The organism is Peribacillus kribbensis DSM 17871, from assembly GCF_000430765.1.
GTDB lineage: Bacteria > Bacillota > Bacilli > Bacillales > DSM-1321 > Paraperibacillus > Paraperibacillus kribbensis.
In genome coordinates this window covers 413,516-437,955 of record NZ_KE387237.1, presented here as the reverse complement: position 1 = coordinate 437,955, position 24,440 = coordinate 413,516, and the positions used below count along the sequence as shown (strand labels likewise).

26 protein-coding genes and 2 pseudogenes are annotated in these 24,440 nt (G+C 43.2%); 6 read left to right on the top strand and 22 right to left on the bottom strand.

All coding sequences use genetic code 11. The features are described from left to right. Positions 1 to 162: 162 nt before the first annotated feature. From H539_RS0113405 to gpr, 3 genes are all read right to left on the bottom strand, one after another. Positions 163 to 492 carry a DUF3679 domain-containing protein gene (locus tag H539_RS0113405; protein ID WP_026693941.1) on the bottom strand — a complete coding sequence of 110 codons (330 nt, stop codon included), beginning with the start codon at positions 490 to 492 and terminating at the stop codon, positions 163 to 165. Positions 493 to 515: 23 nt separating this feature from the next. Then, complete coding sequence (gene spoIIP, locus H539_RS0113400) at positions 516 to 1,709, bottom strand: stage II sporulation protein P (RefSeq protein ID WP_026693940.1); 1,194 nt, start codon at positions 1,707 to 1,709, stop codon at positions 516 to 518. A gap of 66 nt (positions 1,710 to 1,775) precedes the next feature. Then, the gene (gene gpr / locus H539_RS0113395; protein ID WP_026693939.1) at positions 1,776 to 2,882 is read right to left on the bottom strand and encodes a GPR endopeptidase; all 1,107 of its coding nucleotides are present in this window, start codon (positions 2,880 to 2,882) and stop codon (positions 1,776 to 1,778) included. Between the two features lie 318 nt (positions 2,883 to 3,200). Here gpr and rpsT point away from each other — a divergent pair, with 318 nt between their 5' ends. Beyond that, positions 3,201 to 3,464, top strand: coding sequence for a 30S ribosomal protein S20 (gene rpsT, locus H539_RS0113390; protein ID WP_026693938.1), 264 nt, complete (start codon positions 3,201 to 3,203; stop codon positions 3,462 to 3,464). 103 nt (positions 3,465 to 3,567) lie between these two features. On the opposite strand, the gene holA is transcribed toward rpsT, so the two are convergent. Then, entirely contained in the window at positions 3,568 to 4,581 is a 1,014-nt protein-coding gene (gene holA / locus H539_RS0113385) for a DNA polymerase III subunit delta (protein ID WP_026693937.1), read from the bottom strand. Positions 4,582 to 4,904: 323 nt separating this feature from the next. On the opposite strand from holA, the gene H539_RS30825 reads away from it, so the two are divergent. Then, positions 4,905 to 5,036 carry a YqzM family protein gene (locus H539_RS30825; protein WP_026693936.1) on the top strand — a complete coding sequence of 44 codons (132 nt, stop codon included), beginning with the start codon at positions 4,905 to 4,907 and terminating at the stop codon, positions 5,034 to 5,036. 97 nt (positions 5,037 to 5,133) lie between these two features. Here the strand turns inward: H539_RS30825 and H539_RS0113375 are convergent, their stop codons facing one another. Genes H539_RS0113375 through H539_RS0113365 form a run of 3 tightly spaced genes read right to left on the bottom strand, consistent with a single transcriptional unit; the run spans position 5,134 to position 8,578 of the window. Continuing rightward, a complete protein-coding gene (locus H539_RS0113375) occupies positions 5,134 to 7,425 on the bottom strand; it encodes a DNA internalization-related competence protein ComEC/Rec2 (protein WP_035322559.1) in 2,292 nt (763 codons plus the stop codon). A 20-nt stretch (positions 7,426 to 7,445) separates the two neighbouring features. After that, positions 7,446 to 7,871: a deoxycytidylate deaminase gene (locus H539_RS0113370; RefSeq protein ID WP_026693934.1), complete on the bottom strand. Its 426-nt coding sequence runs from the start codon at positions 7,869 to 7,871 to the stop codon at positions 7,446 to 7,448. 59 nt (positions 7,872 to 7,930) lie between these two features. Further along, positions 7,931 to 8,578 (bottom strand): helix-hairpin-helix domain-containing protein, encoded by a 648-nt coding sequence (locus H539_RS0113365; protein WP_026693933.1) that lies wholly within the window; start codon positions 8,576 to 8,578, stop codon positions 7,931 to 7,933. An 87-nt stretch (positions 8,579 to 8,665) separates the two neighbouring features. Between H539_RS0113365 and comER the strand changes: the two genes are divergently transcribed. Continuing rightward, a complete protein-coding gene (gene comER / locus H539_RS0113360; protein ID WP_026693932.1) occupies positions 8,666 to 9,499 on the top strand; it encodes a late competence protein ComER in 834 nt (277 codons plus the stop codon). A gap of 232 nt (positions 9,500 to 9,731) precedes the next feature. Here comER and H539_RS0113350 read toward each other — a convergent pair whose 3' ends face one another. Genes H539_RS0113350 through H539_RS0113315 form a run of 8 tightly spaced genes read right to left on the bottom strand, consistent with a single transcriptional unit; the run spans position 9,732 to position 14,760 of the window. Further along, the gene (locus H539_RS0113350; RefSeq protein ID WP_026693930.1) at positions 9,732 to 10,481 is read right to left on the bottom strand and encodes a class I SAM-dependent DNA methyltransferase; all 750 of its coding nucleotides are present in this window, start codon (positions 10,479 to 10,481) and stop codon (positions 9,732 to 9,734) included. Beyond that, positions 10,478 to 10,834 (bottom strand): ribosome silencing factor, encoded by a 357-nt coding sequence (gene rsfS, locus H539_RS0113345; RefSeq protein WP_026693929.1) that lies wholly within the window; start codon positions 10,832 to 10,834, stop codon positions 10,478 to 10,480. Before rsfS ends, H539_RS0113350 begins: the two co-directional genes overlap by 4 nt. 44 nt (positions 10,835 to 10,878) lie before the next feature. Further along, on the bottom strand, positions 10,879 to 11,436 hold the full coding sequence (yqeK, locus tag H539_RS0113340) for a bis(5'-nucleosyl)-tetraphosphatase (symmetrical) YqeK (protein ID WP_026693928.1): 558 nt from the start codon (positions 11,434 to 11,436) through the stop codon (positions 10,879 to 10,881). After that, positions 11,426 to 11,995: a nicotinate-nucleotide adenylyltransferase gene (locus tag H539_RS0113335; protein WP_026693927.1), complete on the bottom strand. Its 570-nt coding sequence runs from the start codon at positions 11,993 to 11,995 to the stop codon at positions 11,426 to 11,428. Before H539_RS0113335 ends, yqeK begins: the two co-directional genes overlap by 11 nt. A gap of 3 nt (positions 11,996 to 11,998) precedes the next feature. Then, entirely contained in the window at positions 11,999 to 12,292 is a 294-nt protein-coding gene (gene yhbY / locus H539_RS0113330; RefSeq protein WP_026693926.1) for a ribosome assembly RNA-binding protein YhbY, read from the bottom strand. Beyond that, positions 12,286 to 13,125 carry a shikimate dehydrogenase gene (gene aroE / locus H539_RS0113325; protein WP_026693925.1) on the bottom strand — a complete coding sequence of 280 codons (840 nt, stop codon included), beginning with the start codon at positions 13,123 to 13,125 and terminating at the stop codon, positions 12,286 to 12,288. Before aroE ends, yhbY begins: the two co-directional genes overlap by 7 nt. 10 nt (positions 13,126 to 13,135) lie before the next feature. Next, a complete protein-coding gene (gene yqeH, locus H539_RS0113320; RefSeq protein ID WP_425414714.1) occupies positions 13,136 to 14,257 on the bottom strand; it encodes a ribosome biogenesis GTPase YqeH in 1,122 nt (373 codons plus the stop codon). After that, a complete protein-coding gene (locus tag H539_RS0113315; protein ID WP_026693923.1) occupies positions 14,245 to 14,760 on the bottom strand; it encodes a YqeG family HAD IIIA-type phosphatase in 516 nt (171 codons plus the stop codon). Before H539_RS0113315 ends, yqeH begins: the two co-directional genes overlap by 13 nt. Before the next feature lie 421 nt (positions 14,761 to 15,181). Between H539_RS0113315 and H539_RS0113310 the strand changes: the two genes are divergently transcribed. Then, positions 15,182 to 15,322 (top strand): sporulation histidine kinase inhibitor Sda, encoded by a 141-nt coding sequence (locus H539_RS0113310; RefSeq protein ID WP_026693922.1) that lies wholly within the window; start codon positions 15,182 to 15,184, stop codon positions 15,320 to 15,322. 38 nt (positions 15,323 to 15,360) lie between these two features. On the opposite strand, the gene H539_RS0113305 is transcribed toward H539_RS0113310, so the two are convergent. After that, on the bottom strand, positions 15,361 to 16,170 hold the full coding sequence (locus H539_RS0113305) for a phosphatidylserine decarboxylase (protein WP_026693921.1): 810 nt from the start codon (positions 16,168 to 16,170) through the stop codon (positions 15,361 to 15,363). 132 nt (positions 16,171 to 16,302) lie between these two features. Here H539_RS0113305 and pssA point away from each other — a divergent pair, with 132 nt between their 5' ends. Next, positions 16,303 to 16,842 carry a CDP-diacylglycerol--serine O-phosphatidyltransferase gene (gene pssA / locus H539_RS0113300; protein WP_026693920.1) on the top strand — a complete coding sequence of 180 codons (540 nt, stop codon included), beginning with the start codon at positions 16,303 to 16,305 and terminating at the stop codon, positions 16,840 to 16,842. A gap of 56 nt (positions 16,843 to 16,898) precedes the next feature. On the opposite strand, the gene H539_RS0113295 is transcribed toward pssA, so the two are convergent. From H539_RS0113295 to H539_RS28515, 4 genes and pseudogenes are all read right to left on the bottom strand, one after another. Further along, complete coding sequence (locus H539_RS0113295) at positions 16,899 to 18,683, bottom strand: M3 family oligoendopeptidase (RefSeq protein ID WP_026693919.1); 1,785 nt, start codon at positions 18,681 to 18,683, stop codon at positions 16,899 to 16,901. Positions 18,684 to 18,774: 91 nt separating this feature from the next. Next, the gene (locus H539_RS0113290; protein ID WP_026693918.1) at positions 18,775 to 18,954 is read right to left on the bottom strand and encodes a YjcZ family sporulation protein; all 180 of its coding nucleotides are present in this window, start codon (positions 18,952 to 18,954) and stop codon (positions 18,775 to 18,777) included. 217 nt (positions 18,955 to 19,171) lie between these two features. Continuing rightward, complete coding sequence (locus tag H539_RS0113285) at positions 19,172 to 20,821, bottom strand: catalase (protein WP_026693917.1); 1,650 nt, start codon at positions 20,819 to 20,821, stop codon at positions 19,172 to 19,174. Between the two features lie 508 nt (positions 20,822 to 21,329). Continuing rightward, positions 21,330 to 21,830 (bottom strand): annotated as a pseudogene (locus H539_RS28515) (alpha/beta fold hydrolase); the annotation flags it as partial. 70 nt (positions 21,831 to 21,900) lie between these two features. Between H539_RS28515 and H539_RS28510 the strand changes: the two are divergent. After that, positions 21,901 to 22,065: a hypothetical protein gene (locus H539_RS28510; protein ID WP_245602176.1), complete on the top strand. Its 165-nt coding sequence runs from the start codon at positions 21,901 to 21,903 to the stop codon at positions 22,063 to 22,065. Between the two features lie 287 nt (positions 22,066 to 22,352). Here the strand turns inward: H539_RS28510 and nagZ are convergent, their stop codons facing one another. Both nagZ and H539_RS30820 read right to left on the bottom strand, forming a co-directional pair. Next, positions 22,353 to 24,128 (bottom strand): beta-N-acetylhexosaminidase, encoded by a 1,776-nt coding sequence (nagZ, locus tag H539_RS0113270; protein WP_026693916.1) that lies wholly within the window; start codon positions 24,126 to 24,128, stop codon positions 22,353 to 22,355. Beyond that, positions 24,112 to 24,345, bottom strand: a pseudogene (locus H539_RS30820) (IS5/IS1182 family transposase); the annotation flags it as partial. The gene nagZ and the pseudogene H539_RS30820, both read right to left, overlap by 17 nt. Between the last annotated feature and the right edge of the window lie 95 nt (positions 24,346 to 24,440).

The window sequence follows — 24,440 nt, the reverse complement described above, 5'->3', positions numbered from 1 at the left end:
ACGGTGCTTTTCCCCAGCGTCTAATTTTTCGGCAGAATGAATAACCGACTGATTGAAAAAACCATTATCTTTGAAAAGCAGACACCTGAAAGGCAAATAAAAACTGCAGACAAACTCAGCTTCCTGCTGAATTCGCCTGCAGTCTGAATCCTGCGCTCAGAGTTAATCTGCAATCTTATGGATTACCTTGCTGAATCCATCCGATATGTTTTTCGAGATGGTTTTACCTCCCTGGGAAAAGAAGTTATAGGTTTTCATTTTTTCAAGCTTTTGCTTTTTTTCCCGGATGTCATGAGAGGAAATCTGTCCGCCAAGGATGACAGCCCGCTTTTCCCCTTTAGCTGTCCGGCTTACCGTTAATGCGTTCTGGTTCTCCGTCCCGCTGTACCCCTTCATTTTATTCATAGCCTGACTGGCCTGCTGCATTCCAAGAAGTACTCCCAAAAATAAAACGGATACCAGCAGGATGCACTTTAACATGAATTTCGCCATGTTTACCTCCAGCAGATTGACGTTTATTGGGCTTTTGCTTTGGAACCCGCCGAATTGACTTCATGGGCATCCCAATACAATTCACTGAATACATCCGCAAAAGCATCAATTGAGGCATAGAGCTCATCGAAGTTGTTATCGACGCCGCCTACTTCAATCAAAAGAGCATTTTCCGAAAGATCCTGATTATACTTGCCATTATTGCCAGCTCCCTGTTTTTTAAATACACCTCGGCAGAGCTTAGGATATTTTTTCTCAAGCAGCTCGTACAGCTTCTCAGCAATTGCATAATTCTTTTTGTATTTGACATTTTCTCCGCCGACAACGAAAGCCAGTTTGGCGTACGACTTGCCGTTTAGCGAAACAGTGGTCTGATTTTTCCTGCTTGCATCACGATGTATGTCAATCAGATAGGCAAGGTCTCTGTTCTGGGCCATCGCCTCCTGGACAACCGGCCTGGATTCTTCATATGCCTGCCAGAATTTCTTGTTTTTCTTATCCAGGACTCCCATAACGTCTGTCTGGCTTACAGCAGTACCGATTCCGCGGCTGTCAAGGTCGGATTGGAGTTTCTGGGACAGCTTGGTCACATTTACTTTGGAACTGTACGCAAGATCGGGATTGGTTACCCCTTGAAGATAGGGAAGATAGGACTCCCTTGAGTGGGTATTGTAAACAAAAACTACTTTTTTCCCTCCCGTGGTTAAAGGAGGGTTTGAAGGAGACTCTTCTTTTGGCTCCTCTTTAATCTTATCCATATTCTGGAGGGGCGCCTCCGGTTCTGCTGCATCAGGAGGAGCCGACTCATACGGCATATTGGTATAATTGGTCCCTTCTCCCGCTAAAAGTATTTCATTGTCATATGCAAAAAAACCAGGGAGCTCACGGCCCAGCAGACTTCTTGGATCATCCAGGGATATATTGGTCGAGAGCTTAAATAATATGCTTGACATCGTCAATGATTTTCCCGATTCAGGATCCGCTTTGGAAAAATAGTGATTTTCCCTGCTCAGCACTTCAAATAGCACTTTTCCGGAAAAATGGTTGGCCGCCGTATTTAAGGATTGGGAGGATAGTCTGTACTCCGGCTTCAGAGATGTCAAAAGGCCGCTTAACGAAAAAACAAACACCAATAACACGATTACAAATAAAGCCGCTTTTATCAAGGTACTGAGCCGGATGACCGCAATGGTTCCCGTGTATTCCTTTCTCTTCATGGTTCCACCCTTTCCTGGCTTGTCTAGTAAAATCTATGACTTTGCTAGAAAAAGTAGAACCAATTCTTATCTAGTATAATAGCCTGAATTCCCCTGGTTTACAGCTTCATGCAGGGCTGCATTCAAACCGCTGGCGATAAGGTTTGACATATCCTCAATGAACACATCAACCTCTTTAGGGGTAACCATTAGATTATGGCCGATCGGAGCAAGAACCTCGTAAATCAGCTTACGCTTTTCTTCCTCTCCAAGCAGCCCGATCATACCGAGGAAATGCTGCCTCTCCTGCTCCCCGGGAAGATCTTCTTCTGTCAGTTTCTTTTTCTCTCCCATGTTGAAACCTGCAGGCACAAGAGAACGTGAAGGAGACTGTCCCTCACGGAGCTCCTTGCCGAAATGCTTAAGGATAAAATCAATAGCATCACTTGTGATCGAAACGGCATCCACAACCGTCGGGACGCCGATTGCGATAACGGGAATCCCCAATGTCTCTAGGCTCAGTTCTTTCCTTTTGTTGCCGACCCCCGAGCCCGGATGAATTCCTGTGTCAGAAATCTGGATGGTAGTGTTGACTCTTTCCACAGATCTTGCAGCCAGGGCATCGATTGCGATGATAAAGTCCGGATTGGTTTTTTTAATGATGCCGTCAATAATATCACTTGTCTCAATTCCTGTAAGGCCCATCACTCCAGGCGAAACAGCGCTGACCGGGCGGTAGCCTTCCTGAACCTGTTCCGGCTGGAGCTCAAATAAATGGCGGGTAACCAGCAAATTTTCCACGACAGACGGCCCCAGGGCATCTGGTGTTACATTCCAGTTTCCGAGTCCGACCACCAGGCAGCCTGCATCAGGGGAGATACCATGATTTTTTATATACTGGGCAAATTCCTGGGAGAATACCCTGCTCACTTCTTTCTGAAGATCTGTATCCTGCTCGCGGATTCCCTGAATTTCTAAGGTTAAATAGCTCCCCTTTGGTTTACCTATCATTTTTTGTCCCTGTTCACTCACCTCAACATATGATATATGGATCCCGTCCACATCTCTTTCCTTAATCACGACTCCTTCAATATGTGAAAGATTCTTCCCTGCAGGGGCCGCAGCAAGCTCCGCAGCTTCAATCGCAAGGTCTGTCCTTACCTCGTATTTGCTTAAATCCAATTTTTTCTCCATATGTATCTCCTTTGCGATATGGCATCGACTGTTTCACTTTCTTTTTTTCAAGGATGTTTTCCAACTATTCCAGTGAAAAGGTATCCGTTATTAAGCAGCAGCCTTTTTAAGAAAAACTTTATTCCTATCCATAATTTTTGCTGCTTTTGCCGCTATTATGTATGGACCTGCCGAAACATCATGGAGAAAGAATTAAAAATTACGATAGAGTATTGCATTATAAAAATAAGTTTGATAAAATATCACTTGTTGCGAATTGTTATGTATTTGTTAAATCGAGTTTATATAAAATCTCGGTTTTTCTAGGAGGTGAACGGAATGCCAAACATTAAATCTGCTATTAAACGTGTGAAAACTAGCGAGATTAGCAAAGCCCAAAACATTCAAGTTAAATCTGCAACTCGTACAGCTGTGAAAAACGCTGAGACTGCAATTACGGCTAACAATGCTAATGCTAACGAAACACTTGTAACAGCTATTAAAAAGTTAGACAAAGCTGCATCTAAAGGACTTATCCATAAAAATGCGGCAGCCCGTAAAAAATCTCGTCTGACAAAGAAATTAAATTCTTTAAACGCGTAACCTAAACGATCCTTTATGGGTCGTTTTTTATTTTGGCTTTCCTCAAAAAAACAGGAAGACTGCGGATAAAAGCACCGCTGCCTTCCTGTTTTTTTTGGAAGATTTATGAAAGCTTAAGCAAAATCAATTCGATTGCGAGCTTTTTATCTGCCTGGCCCGTTTTAATTTTATAATCCGCCTCTGCCAGCTGATGGATTAAAACCATCAGTTCTCTTTCACTGAATCTCCTTGTCTTTTCGGTCGCCAGCTTGACCCGGTACGGGTGGACCTTCAGCACCGAAGCAATTTTCTGCTGGCCGTATCCCTGCCTGGTCAGCTCTTTGACCTGATAAAGAAGGCGGATCTGGCCCGCCATGACAGACAAAATTTTGATTGGCTCTTCATTCTGCCGTAACAGCTCATAGTAGATCGACAATGCTTCCTGAATATTCCTCTGCAGCACTCTTTCAATAAGGGTAAAAATATTTTGTTCAAAGGATTTGGCGGTAAGCATTTCGACTGTTTCCGGAGTAATCAGCCTTGTATCATGAGAATATAACGCAAGCTTTTCAATTTCATTGGCCAGCATCATTAAATTTGTTCCAGAAATCTCCATGAGCAGATCAATGGCCGGTTCTTCTATTTGAACATCGGCTGCTGCTGTTCTCTCTCTTATCCAGATCCTGATTTCCTGTTCGCTCAGCTTTTTCGCTTCAAGAACGGAAGCTTTTCTCTTCAGCTCTTTGGTCATTTTTTTGCGCTCATCCAGTTTTTCATAAGGAGCAACAATGACCACGATTGAATAGGGAGCGGGATCATTCAAATACGATTCAAGCTTTGAGACATTATGCTCTACCTTGGACTTATTTTTTTCCGCGGTCAAAAAGTACGCGTTCTGTAAAAAGACCAGCCTCCTCTCCCCCATAAAGGGAAGCGTCTCTGCATCTTCCAGTGCTGCCTCAACCGGTGTTTCTTCCATATCAAAGACAGACAGATTAAAATCCAATTCATCCTCTGCCAGTAAATTCTGTATCAATACCTGCTTCGTTTCATTAATGAGGAAGGATTCTGTCCCAAAAAACAGGTAGACAGGCGCAAATTCCTTCCTTTCAATCTTTTTCCACATTTCAAATGCCAAATGAATTCGCCTCGTTTATGTATAATACATATCTTAATGGTATATTGGAGAAGACAATTTGACAAGCTAAAGGGGAATCGGCCGCGCGGGCCCATTCCCTATTTATGTGAACGCCTGACGAAAGGGCCTAGGAAACCTTTCTGCCAGAACGGGGATCGGATAGAGAAGAGATGCTTGTAAGAGATCCTTTATAGTAAATATTTTTGCCCCCCAATTTCAAAATATTTGTGACAACTCTTGTCAGTATAGGAAAACAGCCATAGACCAAGTGGATTTTTTTGGACATTTCGCTTATACTATTTACAGAAATGGGAGGGGTAGAAATGAACGAATTCGAGAAAAACATCAGCAATAAGCGGAATGATGCTGTTGATTCTGGTGTTGGCTTTGGGGTATCGTTTGCTTTTTTTGCAATCATGTTTATCATTGCTACCATTTTTAAATCCGTCGGCTAAAAATTGCCAGACACTTTCTGTAAGGGCAAGGGGTATAGCCCTTACAGGAGAAGACTGCGAATCGGCAGTCTTTTTTTGTTTTCTTTCATGCTGTATCTTATGGCAGTACGCTCGAAAAGGTTCCATGGGAGGAGTGGAACCGGTATGTGACGGCTCCATTTAGATCCGTTCGGAAGATCTTGATATTATGACGTTCCAGAACCTCCAGAGTTTCTTCGTTTGGATGGCCATAGCGGTTCTTCCTGCCTGCAGAAATCACCGCAGTTCCGGGCTGTAAGGCAGCCACAAATCCCTCGGAGCTCGAGGTCTTGCTGCCATGATGGCCGGCTTTAAGAATATCCGCCTTCAGCCCAGGATAGCGCTTAATTAGAGAAGCTTCCCCTTCTTTCCCCAAATCTCCAGTAAACATCCACTTTAATCCTCCCGCCTCTGCATAAATAACAATGGAAGCATCGTTGGTATTTTCGGTCTGCTGCCAGGGATTGAGTATATAAAAGCGCTCCTTTCCTGTACTCCACTTATCGCCGTCCTTTACCGGGACCGCCACTGCTTTCCTCTTATTTTGCAAGGTACGCTTTTCTAGATATCCTCTCACAGCTCCCTTTGAAATCAGCACCTCTTTAGCATCGATTTCTTTCAGGACGGAAGGCGCCCCTCCAATGTGATCCGCATCCGGGTGCGTCAGGATTAATTTATCCAGCTTTCTAATTCCTCTGCTCTTCAAATAAGGAACCACAATATCCCTGCCTGGATCGAATTCCCTTCTTTTCTTCTCCCAATCCTCCTGGGCAAAAACAACAGATCCTCCTGTATCAATTAAATAGGTTCCTCTCCCATAGGGAAGCCGGATCAAAATTGAATCTCCCTGTCCTACATCAATGAACGTGACCTCTCCGTAAGGAGTTAGATTCTCTATCTCATACTGGCAGAAGAGCAGACAAATTAACGCCATGCCTATCCACATACATTCCCTGCGCTTTTTATAATCCCAGGAGAAGAAAACTCCCAAGAGAAGAAGGAACATAAGAAGCAGTATATATTCATTAGGCCGGCCAAAAACCAATGAGGCTAACGGGAGCTCTGCCAAAAAAGAGGTTATAGCATTGGAAAGAGTGATGATGATCTGTAAGAGGGAAATGAACAGCCAGGAAATAGGCGGGATTGCAATAAGGAGGATAAAGGCTAAAAAACTCAAAGGAAGAATCACGAAGGAATATAAAGGGATATATAAAAGATTTACAAAAACCCCTGCGGCTGAAACCTCAAAAAAATGATAGAGGACAATCGGAATGGAGCACAACTGGCTGATGAGGCTGATGATCCATGTTTTTCCCCATGAACTTCTCTGCCTTTTAATAATGTCAGCAGAAAGGATGATTCCTCCTGTCACGGCAAACGTCAGTTGAAAACCAATATCAAACACCACATTAGGATTATTGAGGGTCAAGGCAAGATAGACCATGGCAATGGCAGCAGCCGCAGATGCTTTCTTTTTGAATAGATTCATGGCAAGGTACAGCATGGTCATCCCGCACGATCTGATAACAGGGGGTGAAAAACCAGCAAGAAGGGCATAGACAGGGAGCAGCATAAACAAAGCTGTTTGCATCTTTCTTCGGGTGGCTCCCATCCTGATTCCGGAGAGGAAGGCGGCTCCGGATACGAGCGTAACATGCAGGCCGGAAATAGACAGAAGATGAATGATCCCGAGGTCCTGATAATCCTTTTGGACTTCATCATCCAGCCATCCTGATTCTCCTAACAGCAGGGCAGCTGAAACGGAGGCGGCCTCTGGCGGAAAGCCTTTTTTGATTTTGATCAGCAGCTTGGAGCGGAGTTCTCGGATAAACGTGAGGGGAGTGGACGCATTTTCACTGCATTGATCAATGATGGAGGCATTTAGTACCCAGTGGATTTCCTTGTGATACAGATAAGTATTGTAATTGAAAAGATTTTGATTTCGTGAAGATTCAGGGGACTGAAGAGAGCCGGCAGCTCTGCAGGTGACATTTTCCATAGCAGCGGCTGAGAGGAAATCCTTCTCCTGTTTGGTACTGATTCTTTTATGCACAATGATGGTTTCCCCTTCCTCCGTCTTTGCTTCTGTCCTGAAGGAGTTTCCATCAATGACAGGGAGCGCGGAAAAGGATAAGCGAAAAACCGAAGCTGTTTCCTTTAAGGAAGTGGCATTATGAACATTTTGTTCATATTGGGCAGTCCCCCATGTGAGAAAGATGAGCATCTGCAGGGCGAGAAATTTACCTCCTTTAAGCAGGAATAAAAGCAGGAAATAGGCAAAAACCAGAATGAACAGCAGCCCATTATGTAAAGATAAAGCCGTGACCGCAAAAGTTGCTGTCACGGCAGAGATTGTCAGAGACGGACCCATGATCCTCCTCCTTTTTGTGTTTATCCCTGAACCTCAGGCTGAAAATGAAGAACATCCATATTCTTCAGGAAATGCGCATTCCATTTGTTTGGATAAGAATGGCGGTATACGATCCGGCTGATTCCTGATTGCGCCAGGGTTTTTGAGCATTTTTCACAAGATTCATGAGTGATATAGGCAGTCGCACCTTTTAAATCGTCCCTCTCCGCATGAAGAACGGCATTTTCCTCTGCATGCACACATCGTATGCACCGGCCATTGTCATCCTTCAGGCAGCCAACATCCTCGCAGTGCTCATGGCCATGAATTGAACCATTATATCCTGTTGAGAGAATATGCTTATCTTTTACAATCACACAGCCCACCTTTAATCGCTGACAGGTCGATCTTGTTGACACCACATCGGCAATATCCAAAAAATATTCGTCCCAGCTTTTCCTGGCCATATCGAATCCCCCAAGATGTTTTTTATATAGTTTACCTTTTAAGAACTAAAAAGTATAAGTTATTGCACTGCAATCATGTCTTTAATTTTTTCAAAGGTCTTTTCGCCAATTCCACTTATATTCTTTAGGTCTTCCGGGCTTTTAAAACTGCCATTTTTGTTCCTGTAATCCATGATGGCCTGTGCCTTTGAGGGTCCGATTCCGGTCAGTGTCTGCAGTTCCTCAAGATCAGCGCTATTTATATTCACCTTGGCTCCGCCGCTCTGACTGTCTGATACAGGGCCTGCAGCAGCCACAGATGAGCCCATCCCCCCAGGAATCTCCGCCCCTATCTCAGGAACAAAGATCACCATTTGATCGGAGACTGCCTGAGCTAAATTGACTTTGTCTTTATCAGCTTTCGGCTTGAAGCCCCCAGCTTTGGTTATGATGTCTATTACCCGCTCCCCAGGCAGAGCCTTATAGACACCAGTCTTTTGAACGGCACCTTTGACATCCACCATAATGTCTCCAGGAGGAGCCTGTTCCTGTTTGTCTGCGGGCAGGTCTTCTTTCGCCATTTGAAGAGGCTTATCATCCAGGCTTTCCAATTCAGCATGCTTTTGTTCTCCTCCCGGCAATCCCCCTTTAAATACCGCCAGAGCCAAAAAAAGCAAAACGACAGAGCCTATTATCCATATTTTTTTATTAGAGAGCAATTTCTCCACATACAAGCCTCCTTTAAAAATGTCATAGACAGGAATTCTTTTACATACCTTTTTATGAGAATGCATGACTAGGAAGGATGATACAGAATGAGAATTGGGGTTATCGGGACTGGGAATATGGGGACGATCCTGATTGAGTCTCTCCTGGATTCAGGGGCTGTGGCTCCAGGAAATTTCATCATTACAAACCGGTCTCTGGCAAAAGCTGATCATTTAAAGGCGGCATTTCCCGAGATTCATGTTGAGACTTCTCCAGAGAAAACAGCCATAAAAGCTGATTTGCTTTTTATCTGTGTAAAGCCTCTCGACATGTTTCCTATTATTCAGTCCATCTCTCCTTACCTGGCTCCAGAAAAGTGCCTGGTTTCGATTACCAGCCCGATCTCTGTTGATCAGCTGGAATCCCAGGTACCCTGCTCCTGTGCCCGGATGATTCCAAGCATCACGAACCGTGCTCTCGCAGGTGTAAGTCTGTTAAGCTTTGGAAAATCATGTACGGATGAGTGGGAGGAAAAAGTAAGAAGTCTGGCCGCCTCCATTTCAAGGCCTGTGCCCATATCGAATGGAATTACAAGAGTATCCTCAGATATTGTGAGCTGCGGACCAGCCTTTTTCAGTTATCTGGCCAGACGATTCATAGAAGGAGCATGCGCGGCTACAAAGATCGATGAAGAAACAGCCACAGAGCTGACTGAGAATATGCTGATCGGGCTTGGTGAGCTTTTGAAAAAAGGGTTTTACACCCTGCCTGCCCTTGAGGAAAAGGTGTGTGTGAAGGGAGGCATTACAGGAGAAGGAATCAAGATCATGGAACAGGAGCTCGGGGATGTTTTTAACCACCTATTTGAAGCAACCCATGCAAAGTTCAGTCATGAGCTTGAGAAAACCGAAGAGCAATATGAGGTGCCTTATTTTAAATAATTCCACAAACTTTTTCATATTCCTTCCCATTTGAGAGAAGAAAATTACTTTTATCGTACACCACTTTTAAGGGCCGCAATGCGCCCTTTTTTTCTTTATAGAGAACTGTGGGGCTCACGCCATCTATCGGAAAGCGGCCATTCCGGAGCGGCAAATCGCTATAAAAAAGACCACGGGCAAACCTTTTTTCCGTGGTTTGCTGTGGTCTAGAGCGGAGCTGGAATGCCTCCATCTATTTTTTCTTAGCAATAAATGCGATTCTTTCAGCTTCAGGGTCATATCCCTTATCCTCATCTAAATCATACACGAGTTCCAGAAGTTCAAAGCCAGCTTCATCCAGCATATTCTTATACATTTCTACAGGATAAGTCCTTTGAAAATGTGTTTCATCAAAACGGTCGTATTTCCCTGTCGCTTCATCCAAAACAAAAAAACTGAGCTCATGCTCCACACTTAATGGTTCGTCTCCCGGGAAACAGTTCCAGATATAAGAAATATCCTCATCATCTCTTGCAAAAGTAGAGTATTGAAAGATCTGCTCCATCTTAAAGGGAGAATGCACATCAAACATAAATAGTCCGCCTTCTTCAAGCTGCCTGTGCACGCCTTCAAAGGTGGACCAGACTTCTTCCGCTGTTCGTAAATAATTCAGTGAATCGCAGAAGATCGTGATGAATTGAAATTCTTCTCCGCCATCAAGATGCGCCATGTCCTGCTGGTAAAAAGGGATCTGAAGTCCTTCCTGATCAGCTTTTGCATAGGCGACCGACAGCATTTCCTCAGAAAGGTCCACTCCTGTGACATGATATCCTGCCTTGGCCAGCCTGAGCGAAATCTCACCCGTACCGCATGCTAAATCAAGCACCTTATTGCCAGCGACGCCGTATTGCTGTGCTTTATGCTGCAGCAATTCCACCCATTGCGAGTAGGGAGCATCCTTCATCAGTTCATCATAAAGATAGGCAAACAGCCCGTAGCTCATTGAGATAATTCACTTCCGATATCTTCACGAGGTGCATCGCCCCATAGGCGTTCAAGATTATAATAGCTTCTTTCATCACGATGGAACACATGGGCAACAACATCACCCAGGTCAACGAGGATCCACTTGGCTTCATCAAATCCTTCCATCCTTTTGATGAAGTATCCTTTTTCTTCGGCTTTTTCACGCATTTCTCTTGCAATAGCCTGTACCTGCTTGTCCGACCCGCCGTGGCAGATCAGGAAATAATCAGAGACAAGTGAAATACCTTTCATATTGAGAGCAAGAATATCCTCTGCCCTTTTATCATCTGCCGCCTTGGCAACAGTTATAAGAAGCTCACGTTCATTCATTAAGCTGAATTCCTCCTTTAAATGTGTAACACTGTTTCAACTGATCATCGGCTGATCATATCGTTATATGCGAAGAATGTTTCCGGATAGACAGCCGAGCTTTTTGATAACAAAAAGGATATCGTATTTTTCATGGCTTTCAGCAGGGCCGCGTCCAAATCCTTTTCCGCCAATTCCCTTACTTCATCCACGCCTGGAAAATTCCTTCCCGGCTCAATATAATCAGCCAGATAAATAATCTTCTCAAGCAGTCCCATCCCCGGTCTTCCAGAAGTATGGTATTTTATTGCATCCAGAACTTCAGGGTCCTCCACTCCAGTCTCTTTTTGAACCAGATAAGCTCCTACTGGCGCATGCCAAAGCTCGGAATGGAAAGACAAAAGATCGCTGGGCATTTCCTGGTCAATGATGATCTGCTTCATTTCCTCTTTCGGGCGGAATTTGGCATAATCATGGAAGATCGCTGCCAGTTCAGCCTTATGCGGATCGGCTCCATATTTACGTGCCAGCGCAAGGGCAGATTCTGCTACACCAAGAGTATGCTGGTATCTTTTATCCGTAATCTGAGCTTTAACCAGCTCCAATGCCTGTTCACGATTCATACAGCGTATTCTCCTCTATATATTTCTCCACTTTTTCCGGTACGAGATATTTTATAGACTTCCCGGATTTCAGCTTTTCCCTGATTAAAGACGAAGATAAATCAATCTGGGGAATGTCCACCAGTAAAACAGGATATTCAGTTTCTTCGTTATACTCCGGCCTTTTGACTCCTACAAATTGGATAAGCTGTGCCAGCTCGTCTACTTTATGCCATTTAGGAAGATATTCAATCATATCAGCACCTATAATAAAATAAAATTCGACATCAGGCTCCCTTTCCCGAAGCGCCTTTATGGTTTCGTACGTATAAGAAGTCCCTTCCTGGCCAATTTCAAAAGGCTCTGGCTTTAATCGCGGGTTGGACTCTACAGCAAGCATAACCATTTCCAGCCTGTTCTCAGCTGTGACCTTTACATTCAGCTTCTTATGAGGAGGAATATGATTAGGCATCAGCCTCACTTCATCAAGCATCAATGCTTCGGCGACCTCATTAGCGACAATTAAATGGCCCATATGCGGAGGGTCAAAAGTCCCCCCGAGTATCCCCACTTTTTTCATCGCTCAGTTCGGCAGCTGCAGCTGTTTATTTTCCCTGGACTCTTTATACAGAACAATCGTGCTGCCGATAATCTGGACAAGTTCTGCACCTGTCCCTTTAACGAAGCTTGCCGCTGCAGTGTCTTTATCCTCATCACTATTCTGCAGGATGCTGATTTTAATCAGTTCTCTTGCTTCAAGTGCTTCAGTAATCTGTTTTACCATATTTTCATTCACTCCGCCTTTTCCTACTTGAAAGATTGGATTCAAGTGGTGGGCTTTAGAGCGAAGGAAACGCTTTTGCTTACCAGTTAACATGTTTTTCCTCCTAGCTGCTGTAAAACTATTTCTCTCATGTAGTCCGTATCCGGGTAAATGCCCGTCCATAGCTTGAAGGCAAGCGCTCCCTGGTATACGAACATATCTATTCCATTCTGGGTGGATGCCCCCTTCGCTTCAGCCTGTTTAAGAAATTCAGTTTGAAGCGGATTATATATTATATCACTTACCAGAGCAGAAGGCTTTAACTCTGTAAGAATTCTTATTGGACTCTCGGTGATATGAGGGCTCATTCCCGCAGAAGTGGTCTGTACAATCAAATCATATTGGGCCAGATTCTCTTCTGCTTCTTCAAGGCTGATGGCCCTTGAACTGCAATCATAAGGACAATCCTCTATCAAACCCTCAGCTTTTGCAACTGTCCTGTTACAGATGTCCGCCTGCAGGATTCCTTCCCTTACAAGGGCAAAGTAAATGCCTCTTGCCGCGCCTCCGGCTCCAATAATCAGAGCCTTCTTTGATGCAAGATCGGCAAGCTTTTCTTTTATCCCCTGAACGAACCCTGGCCCGTCCGTATTATAGCCTTTCAGCCTGCCGCCTTCATTTACTACTGTATTGACAGCACCAATGGTCCGGGCAAGGTCATCCATTTCATCCAGAAAAGGGATAATGGCAGTCTTATGGGGTACCGTGACGTTAAATCCGCCGGCCCCCTCAGCTTTTAAGGCATTTACCGCTTCTCCAAGATCTTCCGGCTTAACATGGATCAATTGATAATCCGCTTCAATTCGATTTCTCCTAAAAGCATCGTTATGCATCAGCGGGGACATGGAATGCTTGATTGGATCTCCCATTACACCATATTTTTTCATACGCCCTCCATTAAATCAGGGATTTTCTTAGGATAACATTGACTCCTCTTGGAACATGGGCGACTATTTTGGTTCCCGGCTCATTGATGGTAACCCATCCAAGCCCTGAAAAAACCACATCCGTTTTTGCATCTTTAATTGAAAACTCATGAGGCACAAGCTCCGGAAACTCTTCCGCCGCTTTTCCCCTCGGCGGAGTCAGCATTCCGCCTTTATGGCTTTTATATAATTCATCTGCTTTTTCCAGTTTCGTGCGATGGATTTCCAAGTCGTTGGACAAATAACAGGTAAACCCTGTCTTTGGTCCGCTTATATAGTCAAAACGGGCTAATCCGCCAAAGAAAAGTGTCTGGCTCTCATTTAATTGATACACCCTGGACTTGATTTCCTTTTTAGGCGTGATAAATTTCAAGTCTTTTTTATCAATATAATGGGCCATCTGATGATGATTGATGATTCCTGGAGTATCAATCAAAGCTCTTCCATCATCAAGCGGAATTTCGATTGTATCCAGGGTAGTACCAGGAAAATGGGAGGTGGTGATGATGTCTCCTTCTCCTGTCACTTCCTTGATCATCCTATTGATGAACGTGGATTTCCCCACATTTGTACATCCGACAACATAGACATCTTTCCCATTGCGGTAATGGTCAATCGCAGCTGCCGCTTCCTTCATATTATAGCCTTTGGAAGCACTTACTAATAATATATCGATCGGTTTAAGGCCAAGCTCCTTTGAGGATGCCTGAAGCCAGTTTATCAATTTATTATGCTTAACAGACTTCGGAAGAAGATCGGCTTTATTGGCAATCAGCAATACGTCATTCCCGCCTGCAAAACGCTGCAGTCCCGGAAGCCAGCTGCCGTTAAAATCAAAGATATCCACGATTTTGACGATCAGGGCATCCTTGCTTCCCACTCCATTTAAAATTTTCAAGAAATCATCATCCGTCAGAGAAACATCCTGCACTTCATTATAATGCTTCAATTTGAAACAGCGCTGGCAGATCAATGTTTCCTTATCCAATGCTGATTTAGGCGCGTAGCCAAGGCCTGCGGGATCTTCCGTCTGTACCTTGACACCGCAGCCGACACAGATCATATTTTCTTCGTTCAAATTCAATCCTCCCATTTAATCATGCCCTTCCGTCTAAACCACGAAAGGATCTGGCGTTCAATTTTCCGGTTAAATCGTGTTACAAAACCATCCGTCTGGGCCACAGGTACGACGAGGATGGTTTTAAAACCACTCCTATTGCCTCCCAGGACGTCTGTCAAGAGCTGATCGCCGATCACTACAGTTTCTTCCCTTTTGATACCCATTTGGCTTACGGCCCGGCGGAATGCTTTTCCCATAGGCTTTCTCGCTTGAAAAATAAAGGGAATTTTAAGAGGGTCTGCAAAGCTGTGAACCCTCTGTTCTTTATTATTTGAGACGATGGTGATCAAAATCCCATGCTCGCGCATATTATCAAACCATTTTATCAGTTCCGGCGTGGCAGATGGCCTGTCCCATTCCACAAGCGTATTATCCAGATCTGTTATGATCCCTTTAATTCCCTGTTCCTTTAATTTTTCAGGAGTTATGTCAAATATGCTCTTTGAATGCTCGCTAGGCAGAAATAATTTTAACAATATTTATGCACCTCTGTAATATTCCATTAAATTAACCTAATCCATCATAACCTAAGTTTCAATTGCGCTCAAAAGAAATTTGCAGGGCCCCCTAAACTGTCAGGTGTATACAGAAGAATTTCACTTCCATCTTATTTATTCATTCCGAAAAGTTTTCGACAATTTTCTACAAACGTTAGAACTGTGGATAATATTATTCACAAACTCCCCCTTGAATCAGGCAGAAGTGGTTTACTTGTTAACATTTTACCCACAGATTATCCACTTTTAACTGTGGATAAGAGAACGATTGTTCTTGCAGTTTTTATCTGATAGAGTAAAGTTACATCAAGTCCGGATAAACAAATGATACGAATCTGCTGATAAAACGAACCCTGATTTTACCATTCTATGGGAGGTGAAAAGGCTCCAGGCCCGATCTATGAACAAGATGTCAGATGACCTATTGATTGAATCTTACTTTAAAGCTAGGGAATTAAAGCTCAGCCCGGAATTCATCCGCCTTATCGAATCAGAAATCAACCGAAGGACATTAAGCCACAGACTCCATTATCTTTCATAATGATTTTACGCCCTGCCTATGCAGGGCTTTTTGTTTCCTTACACCTGCCCAGAGGTGCTTTCTGCCTCTTTTTTTATATACCCAATTTCCTGCCCCACATGTACTGGAAGCGGAAGGCTCGGGATATCCGCGGGTGAAACGGTCCCTTTTTCAAATAGAAGGACTACGGTCGATCCAAAGCTGAAATAGGCCAGTTCCTCGCCCTTTTCGACTTTTTGATCTGAGTGTGTCACGACAATGGAGTTTACAAACATCGCTCCGACTTTAACCAGAGACAGATAGCCTCCGTGATATTTTATTTCTGTAATAATCCGATAGTTTTTAGAAAGCGGCTCTCTTCCGAATTTCATTCCCCATGCATTGACAGGATACGATTTCTTCCCCAGGAGCCAGCGCCTCACAACCTCGCCTTCAACAGGACTATGAATTCTGTGATAATGGCTGGGGCTCAAATAAATGACCATGTATCTGCCGCCGATATATTTATCAAGCACCGCACTGTCATTCAGCATTTCATCAATGGAATAGTCCTTTCCTTTGACTGTAATTATACTATCATGGCCGATTTCCCCAATGTCCTCAAGAACCCCATCCACGGGACTCACAATCGATTCGCGGCCCGGATGGACCGGCCTTGCTTTGAGTTTCAGGCGGCGGGTAAATAAATCATGCAGAGTTTCAAACTCCTTTATATCCTGTTCCACCTCATTAAGATTCAGCTTATACAGCCTTGCATAAGAAGGAATTAAAAATTTACTCAGCTTAGACTGGGAAAACCTCCTCAATGCCCCGGAAGTAATCCTGCCGTTTGTCAGTTCAATCAGTGTCCGGTATAAGGACTGCCTAATCATAGGAATTCTCCTCCTTGCCGCCGCTCTTTTACGGATGCATCTTAGCATAAAAGCATTTAAATAAAATATTATTATATAACATACACAGGAGTCTTTCCATCATCCCTTTTGCCTGAAGGAGTGAACGCAATGATTTTTCAGGAAGTATTGGACCAGACGATCAAGAAATTGAAATCACAGGCTGCCAATGGAGTAACTATGATAAATGTTTGTCTGGGCGGATACTCGATAATAGCAGCCATGAATAACAGTTTGCATACTTCAGTTTTATGTATTTTCCTTGCCGCACTGGCTGACTGTCTGGATGGAAAAGTTGCCAGGAAATTTAATTGCGGATCGGAATTTGGAAGACAGCTGGATTCACTTGGAGACATTCTTTCCTTCGGTGCAGCACCGGCTCTTGTCATTTATCAGGGTGTAGCGGCTGATTTTGAGGCCCCGGCTGCCTTTTTCTTTATTTTTTATATAGTGTGCGGAGTCTTCAGGCTTGCGAGGTTCAATATCAACAAAAACTCGGATTATTTTACGGGTCTTCCGATTACCGCAGCCGGCTGCCTGCTGGCCCTCAGCTATCTGACCGCTCCTGGCATGCCTGGTATGTACTTTTTATTCTTGATGATTGTATTATCTCTCTTTATGGTCAGTCCCATTAAACTTAAGAAAATGTAGCCATCCAAAGCAGAAACAGGCACAGCTGTAACAGCTGCGCCTGTTTTCGTTGCTGCTTATTTTACTTTTGCGTCAGTAAGGCTGAGGAACTCCTCTATATCCTTGACACACATAGATACCGCGTCATCCCAGAATTCACGCTGAGTCAGGTCTGCATCTAAATGCTTCTTGGCAAGGTCCTCCACTTTCATGGATCCTGTATCCTTTAATAAAGCGATATATTTCTCTTCAAAGCTTTCTCCCTCTTCGACTGCCTTCTTATAAATCCCAAGAGAAAACAGGAAGCCGAATGTGTATGGGAAATTATAGAAAGGTACATCTGTAATAAAGAAGTGAAGCTTGGATGCCCAGAATAATGGATGATACTCTGCCAGACCGCCGCCATAAGCTTCTTGCTGAGCCTGTTCCATTAACTCGCTAAGTCGTGCAGCACTGACAACTCCCTGCTTCCGTTCTTCATAAAAGTTCGTTTCAAAAATAAATCGTGCATGGATATTCATTAACAGGGCAACACTCCGCTGGACCTTCTCCTCAAGAAGCGCCAGTCTCTCCTCCTCTGAATCCGCCTCCCTGACAGCTGCATCTGAAACGATGAGCTCAGCAAAGGTAGAAGCAGTCTCTGCCACATTCATGGCATAGCCTCGGTTTAAATAATGACTGTCCTTTAACACATAGGAATGGAACGCATGTCCTAATTCATGGGCAAGAGTAGAGACATTGGACGGTGTCCCCGAGTAAGTCATGAAAATTCTGGACTGGCTGCTCTGCGGAAATCCAGTACAAAACCCTCCCGGTGCCTTATTATCCCGGTCTTCCGCTTCAATCCAGGATTCTTCAAAAGCTTTTTGAGTAAAAGAAGCCAGCTTCTTACCGAACTTGCCAAACTGCTTTGTAATAAATTCAGCACCTTCCTGATAGGATTTTACTTCCCCTGTTTCAGATAAGGGAGCATCTAAGTCATACCAGCTTAATTGATCCACACCAAGAAGTTCAGCTTTTCTATTTAAATATCGTACCAGCGGCTCTTTTTGATCGGAAATGGCCTGCCACATGCTGTTTAAGGTTTCCCCTGTCATCCGGTTATAATCCAAAGGCTCCTTCAAGACAGAATCCCATTTTCTCTGATTATATACATTCAGCCGGAAGCCTGCCAGGTGATTCAGGGTGCTTGCAAATAATTCAGCTTTTTCTCCCCATGCTTTTTCCCAGGCTCTGAATACATTCTCTCTTACTATCCGGTCTGGATCTGAAAACTTATTGGATGCCTGTCCGACTGAAAGCTCCTTCCCTTCAAAAGGCACTTTGACAGAGCTTACTAAAACGTCGTACATTTCTTCCCAGCCATGGTAGCCATCAATGGACAGCTGATTGATCAATGTTTCTTCCTTCAAGGATAACTTATCAAGCACACGCTCGCGCCTTTCCTCAAGGACGTACCTCAGCTGGCTCAGCACCTCATCTCTCAGGATGGACTGGAAAAACTGTTCATCAAGCTGAGCGAGCTTCTGGTCAAACTGATTTAGAGCGCTGGAAAACTCCGCACTGAAGCCTGTAATTCTGCCTCTTAGCTCCCTGGCCTTCACATCGGTCGTATCCTGTGCCTCCAGACAGCCAACAAATGCCCCTGCCTGCCGCAGCCTGGCACCTGTCGAAGCAAATTGCTCAATAATATGTAGAATAATATCTTTATCTCCATCTTCTGATTTTACATTCCAAGTGTTTATGTACTCGCTAAAACGCAATAATTTCTGTTCAGTTTCTTTTAAATGATCGGCGAACTCAGGTGAATGGCTGCCTCCTTTAAAAAAAGTGTCTAAATCCCAATTAATTGAATAATTCATACTCCCCCCCCTTTTCTACCTATATTATAGGCGGTAAAAGAAAATATTTCTATTTAAAAACTTTAAAAGGGCTATGCCTTCTGCATAAGCCCTAGTAAGCCCTGGCGCACCAGCCTGCATACCACCAGAAACCAAATATAAGAAGCAGGATAAACAAGACGACCAATAGAGCATAGGCTGCCCCTGCTCCTCCAGGATAAGGGTACGGATATGGCCCTCCCGCGAAAGGCGCCGGATAGCAGCTGCCATAATAGCTGTTGAAACCGTACATATGATCACCCCTTTTTGTCTTTCTGCTCCTACTATATTCGGTTCATTTAGGGTTGGTCTCCTTAGACTTCTGTACAGCCAAGCCCGATTTTCCAAAACTCTTCGTCGTACAGACACAGACCGGGACATCTTCACATAAACATGATTATAAAAACAGGCTGCCCGTAAGCCAATATTACTGGCTTTCTGGACAGCCTTTCATCGGTTTTAGCTGGGTATTAATATGGATCCGTTTCGCGGCTTTTCTCCACAGCGTCTTCAACCGCTGCTTTGGCTGCCGAGGTTCCTTGGCCAAATCTCGTTTTACCGGATTCCCGGCCAGGTACCTGGTTTTCCATATTCATTTCCTTTAGTTCTTGCATTTTCTTCTCGATACCTTCTTGTACACGGCGTCCATATTCCTCGTCTGCCTGTGTGAAATGTTCAATCATGGCATCCTGAATTCGTTTATCACAGATGGCAAGCGCTTCGGACAAATTCTTGATTAATTCATCCCGCTCCCAATCTTCAAAACTGCGGTACGTATGGCCAGCCTGTCCATAGTTGTTAGGACGGTCGATCGGTTCAGTCATTGCGGCCGCATTATACATTGGCCGGTGCTGCGGGCGTGCTTCCCTGCTTGCTTCCTTAAAGCCCCCTATCATGGATGGCTCATAGTTAATATGAGGATTCTCTCCTGATTCTTTCGGATCGCGGGTATCCATTTGGCCGCGCTGCTGGTTCGTATGCACCGCAGTCTTCGGGGCATTAACCGGAAGCTTGAGATAGTTCGAACCTACACGATATCTCTGTGTATCGGAATAGGAGAAGGTACGGCCCTGGAGCATCTTATCATCTGAAAAGTCCATACCATCGACAAGGACCCCTGTACCGAAGGCAGCCTGCTCAATCTCTGCATGGAAATCTACCGGATTACGGTCAAGCACCATACGTCCGACAGGCAGCCATGGGAATTGATCCTCCGGCCATAGTTTTGTATCATCAAGCGGATCAAAATCCAGCTCAGGATGGTAGTCATCTTCCATAATCTGCACATAGAGCTCCCATTCAGGATATTCTCCCCGCTCGATTGCCTCATATAGATCCTGTGTCGCATGGCCTGTGTTCTTCGCTTGTATTTTGTCCGCGTCTTCCTGTGTCAGGTTGCGGATTCCCTGCTTAGGCTCCCAGTGATATTTCACCAATACAGCTTCCCCTTGATCATTCACCCATTTATAGGTATTGACTCCAGAACCCTGCATGTGGCGGTATGTAGCCGGAATGCCCCATGGAGAAAATAAGAAAGTAATCATATGTGTTGCCTCGGGAGTACGGGAAACGAAGTCAAACATCCGCTGAGGATTTGGTACGTTTGAAGCAGGATCGGCTTTAAATGCATGAATCATATCAGGGAATTTCATCGCATCGCGGATAAAGAAAATTTTCAGGTTATTGCCAACCAGATCCCAGTTTCCATCTTCCGTATACATTTTTACGGCAAATCCACGGGGGTCACGGGCTGTTTCCGGAGAATCCTTCGCTCCTGCCACTGTTGAAAAGCGGACCATAAGCGGTGTTTTTTTGCCTGCACCCGAGAATACCTTCGCACGGGTATATTTTTCTACAGGTTCATCTCCCACTTTGCCATATGTCTCAAAATAGCCAAAAGCTCCAGATCCCCGCGCATGCACGACGCGCTCCGGCACCTCTTCCCGGTCAAAGTGGGATATTTTTTCGATAAAATGGTAATTCTCAAGTGTGGCCGGGCCCCTATTGCCAATTGTACGGATGTTCTGATTATCCGTAACGGGATGCCCTTGACGTGTTGTAAGACTTTCGCGTTCCTGCTCTTGTCCATTTGAAGAATTGGTATCTTTATTCTCTGCCAAATTAAACACCTCCACGAAATAACTTACCCTTAACTCAAGGCTTACAAACCAGAAAATCTTAAAAAATGTGGAATTTGGAAAATCTTATTCAATCATTAATCGTTCACACAAGTGCTGATATGGCCGGGCTATCGTGTAACATATTCTATGTGAGCAACTTAGGTTCATTTCAGCAGATTTCACTTAGATTCTGACTAACTACTATTATGTGCATGCAGGAGGATCAGATAACTTGTTTCAGCTCAATATGACGGCTCTCATTCCGTTGGTTATTGCTTCTATCAACTAAAATTTCATATCCAAAAGCCCATATTGAATAGGAAAGCTTAATACATATAAAAACGCCAAAAGCCCTAGAAAACAAAGATGTATATATCTTTGTTTTCTAGGGCTATATCCTTTGTCAAATTCAATTAAATGAATAGAATTATTAAATTTCAATTTACTAAATTTCTCTCGAGATCTACAGAGGTTATCTATTTGATGCCTTCATTATTTATTATAAAATTTATAATATAGAATCTGATTCAGTAGTATTCAAAAATTGAATCAGTTCCGCGTTGAACTCCTCAGCGTGCGTCACATTAAACCCATGAGGACCACCTTTAATTACCACAAGCTGACTGTTCGGAATACGTTCATGCGCCTTTTGCCCGCTGACTTCCAATGGAACGATGGCATCTGAATCACCGTGAATAACTAGTGTTGGTACGTTGAACTTATCTAAATCACCACGGAAGTCTGTTTTACTAAACGCTGCGATACAGTCAAGTGTGCCCTTTGGTGAAGCAAATGCTGCAATGTCACGATTGTATAATCGGAATTCTTCGCTCACTAGATCCGTTCTGTCCCCAGATGCGAAGAAGTTCGTCGTAAAGTTATCGAGGAATGCAATTCGATCTGCCTTTACTCCATCTTGTAAGCCTTTGATTATTGCATCGTCAAATCCACCGTCCGGATTATCCTCAGTTTTGTAAAGATACGGAGGTACTGCCCCTGCTAGTACAGCTCCTCCACTCAAACGTATGGAAGCTGCCGGTCTCATTGAGCGCCGCCGTGACACAGTGGACGAACGAGTCATGAACATACTTATTACACAGGCTGGCAAAGCACTACAGGAGAAGGCATCGTGTGTTCCGCAATCCTTATTCGACGCAACTGGATTGAATAAAAAGGAATTGGATGAAATAAACGAAAGAATCATGCACCTTTTACATCAGCTGGATGGGTCAGCTGAGAAATAGATGCAATAGAAAAAAACACTCTAATAACTTAGAGTGGATTTTTTCTATGTACGATGTAATAACTATTCTGATACGATAATTAGTTTAATTATATATAGGCCCGGTTCCTATTATAGTGGAATCGAGCCTATTTTTTCTATTTATCTTCGGTTGTTAGCTTATTCAACTAGAGCACATTTATCTTTTATTTTGCCTCAAGGCACCGATAGTATTTTTTCAACATCTCTTTCTCCAGTACACTCCAATACGGGATAAGTAATCTTTTAACTAGCGAATCTATTTAATAATTACTGTAAATAATCATTCAGAAGACTATTGATAGAGTTATTTATTCCATTTATGTCAGGATTTCCCACTTTCGTATCGTTAATGCTATATTTCCTTTTTAGTTGAATAATTCGACCTATGCTTTCATTTAGTCTTTTTTCGGAAATTTCCCCATTTTCAACAGCAGTTTTTATAGAGGAAATAATCTTTACAACATTATTATAGCCATGCCCTACTAAAATAATATCGCTTCCTGCCTTAACTGATTCTACCGCTGCTTTACCAATATCATAATGTCCTGTTATAGCTCCCATTGTCATATCGTCCGTTATGATGACTCCTGTAAAACCAAGGTGTTTTCTTAGTAGTTCCGTCATGACAGCTTTTGAGATGGTCCCTGGATTCGTTTTATCTAATTGAGGCAATAAGATATGGGCCACCATCACAACATCTGCGCCTTGATTAATCGCACGATCAAACGGAAATAGCTCTAGTTCTTTAAGTTCCTTAAGGCTTTTATTTACAATTGGAAGTTCCTGATGGGAATCAACCGATGTATCTCCGTGACCAGGAAAATGCTTAATGGTTGTGATGACGTTTTGAGACTGAATCCCTTTCATCGTTTGAATCCCAAGTTTACTTACGATTTCCGGATTGTTCCCAAATGATCGATCCCCGATTACGGGGTTATTTGGATTGCTGTTAATATCAAGAACAGGTGCAAAATCGAGATTTAAACCAAATTCTTTTAATTCATGCCCTAAAAGTGTTCCCACTTTATAAGAAAACTCTGGATTATTTACCTGCCCAATCTGTTTATTTGGAGGAAAGTTAACAAGTCCACCCGGCAATCTTGTCACACGTCCCCCCTCTTGGTCAACGCCTAATAATAGCGGTAGACTCGAACTATTTCCAGCTTTCAGTTGGTTCACAAGTTGAATCACTTGTGCAGGGGTTTCAAAATTATACTTGTAAAAAATAATCCCCCCGACATGGAATTGGCCTATTAATTGTTTTGCGTTTGCATCCATTGTAGTCCCGGAAATCCCAGCAAGAATCATTTGCCCAATTTTATCTTCTAAGCTCATTTTAGAAGTCACTTCTGAAATGGTTTTACTTTCTAGTTGATTCGGTTTTTTTTCAACTTGTGCTTGTTGATTTGGTTTCTTTTCAATCTGTGTATAGAGTGAGATATGGTCAACTTTAGGATTTGGCTCCTGTTCTGTTTTTACTGGTAAAACCCATAATAAATCAGTAGAAGTGTTTTCATGATAGACAAGGATTATTTGGTCATGCGTTGAATCTTTATAGTATCGAATTACATCGGGTTCTCCACCCGTTTTCTTAATTTCATTTAAAGAGATATTTTGTAGTTCGGCATCATATGACCGTATATCATTTACAGTCTGATCGGCATAGCCGATTGTAGAATGATGATTTTTGTATTCCTCATACCTGCCTTTAGCAGTTTTCGAAATATGGTCTGATTTTCCCCACTCTTTGTTTACTTCCTTCCATTCTGTTTTACCGGAAACAAAGGGAATATTCGGAACCTTACCTTCCTTAGATAAGGAAAAAGTTTCTTCTACTAATTTCTCAGGACTTGAAATCTGATTCTTCTTCGAATCCATTATTTTTTTACCGGAAGGATTAGTTATAATTGGGCTTTCATTAGCTGGCGCCTGTTCGCTATGAATTAGTTTGGTTGCATAATAAACGCCAATAATTATTACAACTATTAAAAGTAGAGTCGTAAAAATAAGTAGTTTATTTCGAGAATTTCTTTGTCTTTTCATACTCCTCTTCTCCTTTCCAAACGTTTTTTGATTTTTCTTGTAAAAATTCTTTTGGTGTTTTTTGATTATAGCGTGATTTTGTATGAGTGGAATCCAAGATGATGGTTTTACTTTTAATGATTCCTTTCTCTAATGCAATTTCAACTGATTTTTCTTTAAGCAGATCTAATTAACCCTCATCTGGAAGACGGAGTTTACGGAATTTAGTCAGAGAACTTGAACCAAATTAATACACTTATTATAAAATAAAAAGTCAGTAGGAAGGACGAATTCTTTTAACTACTCTACGTTCGGTTTTAATAATAGTAAATC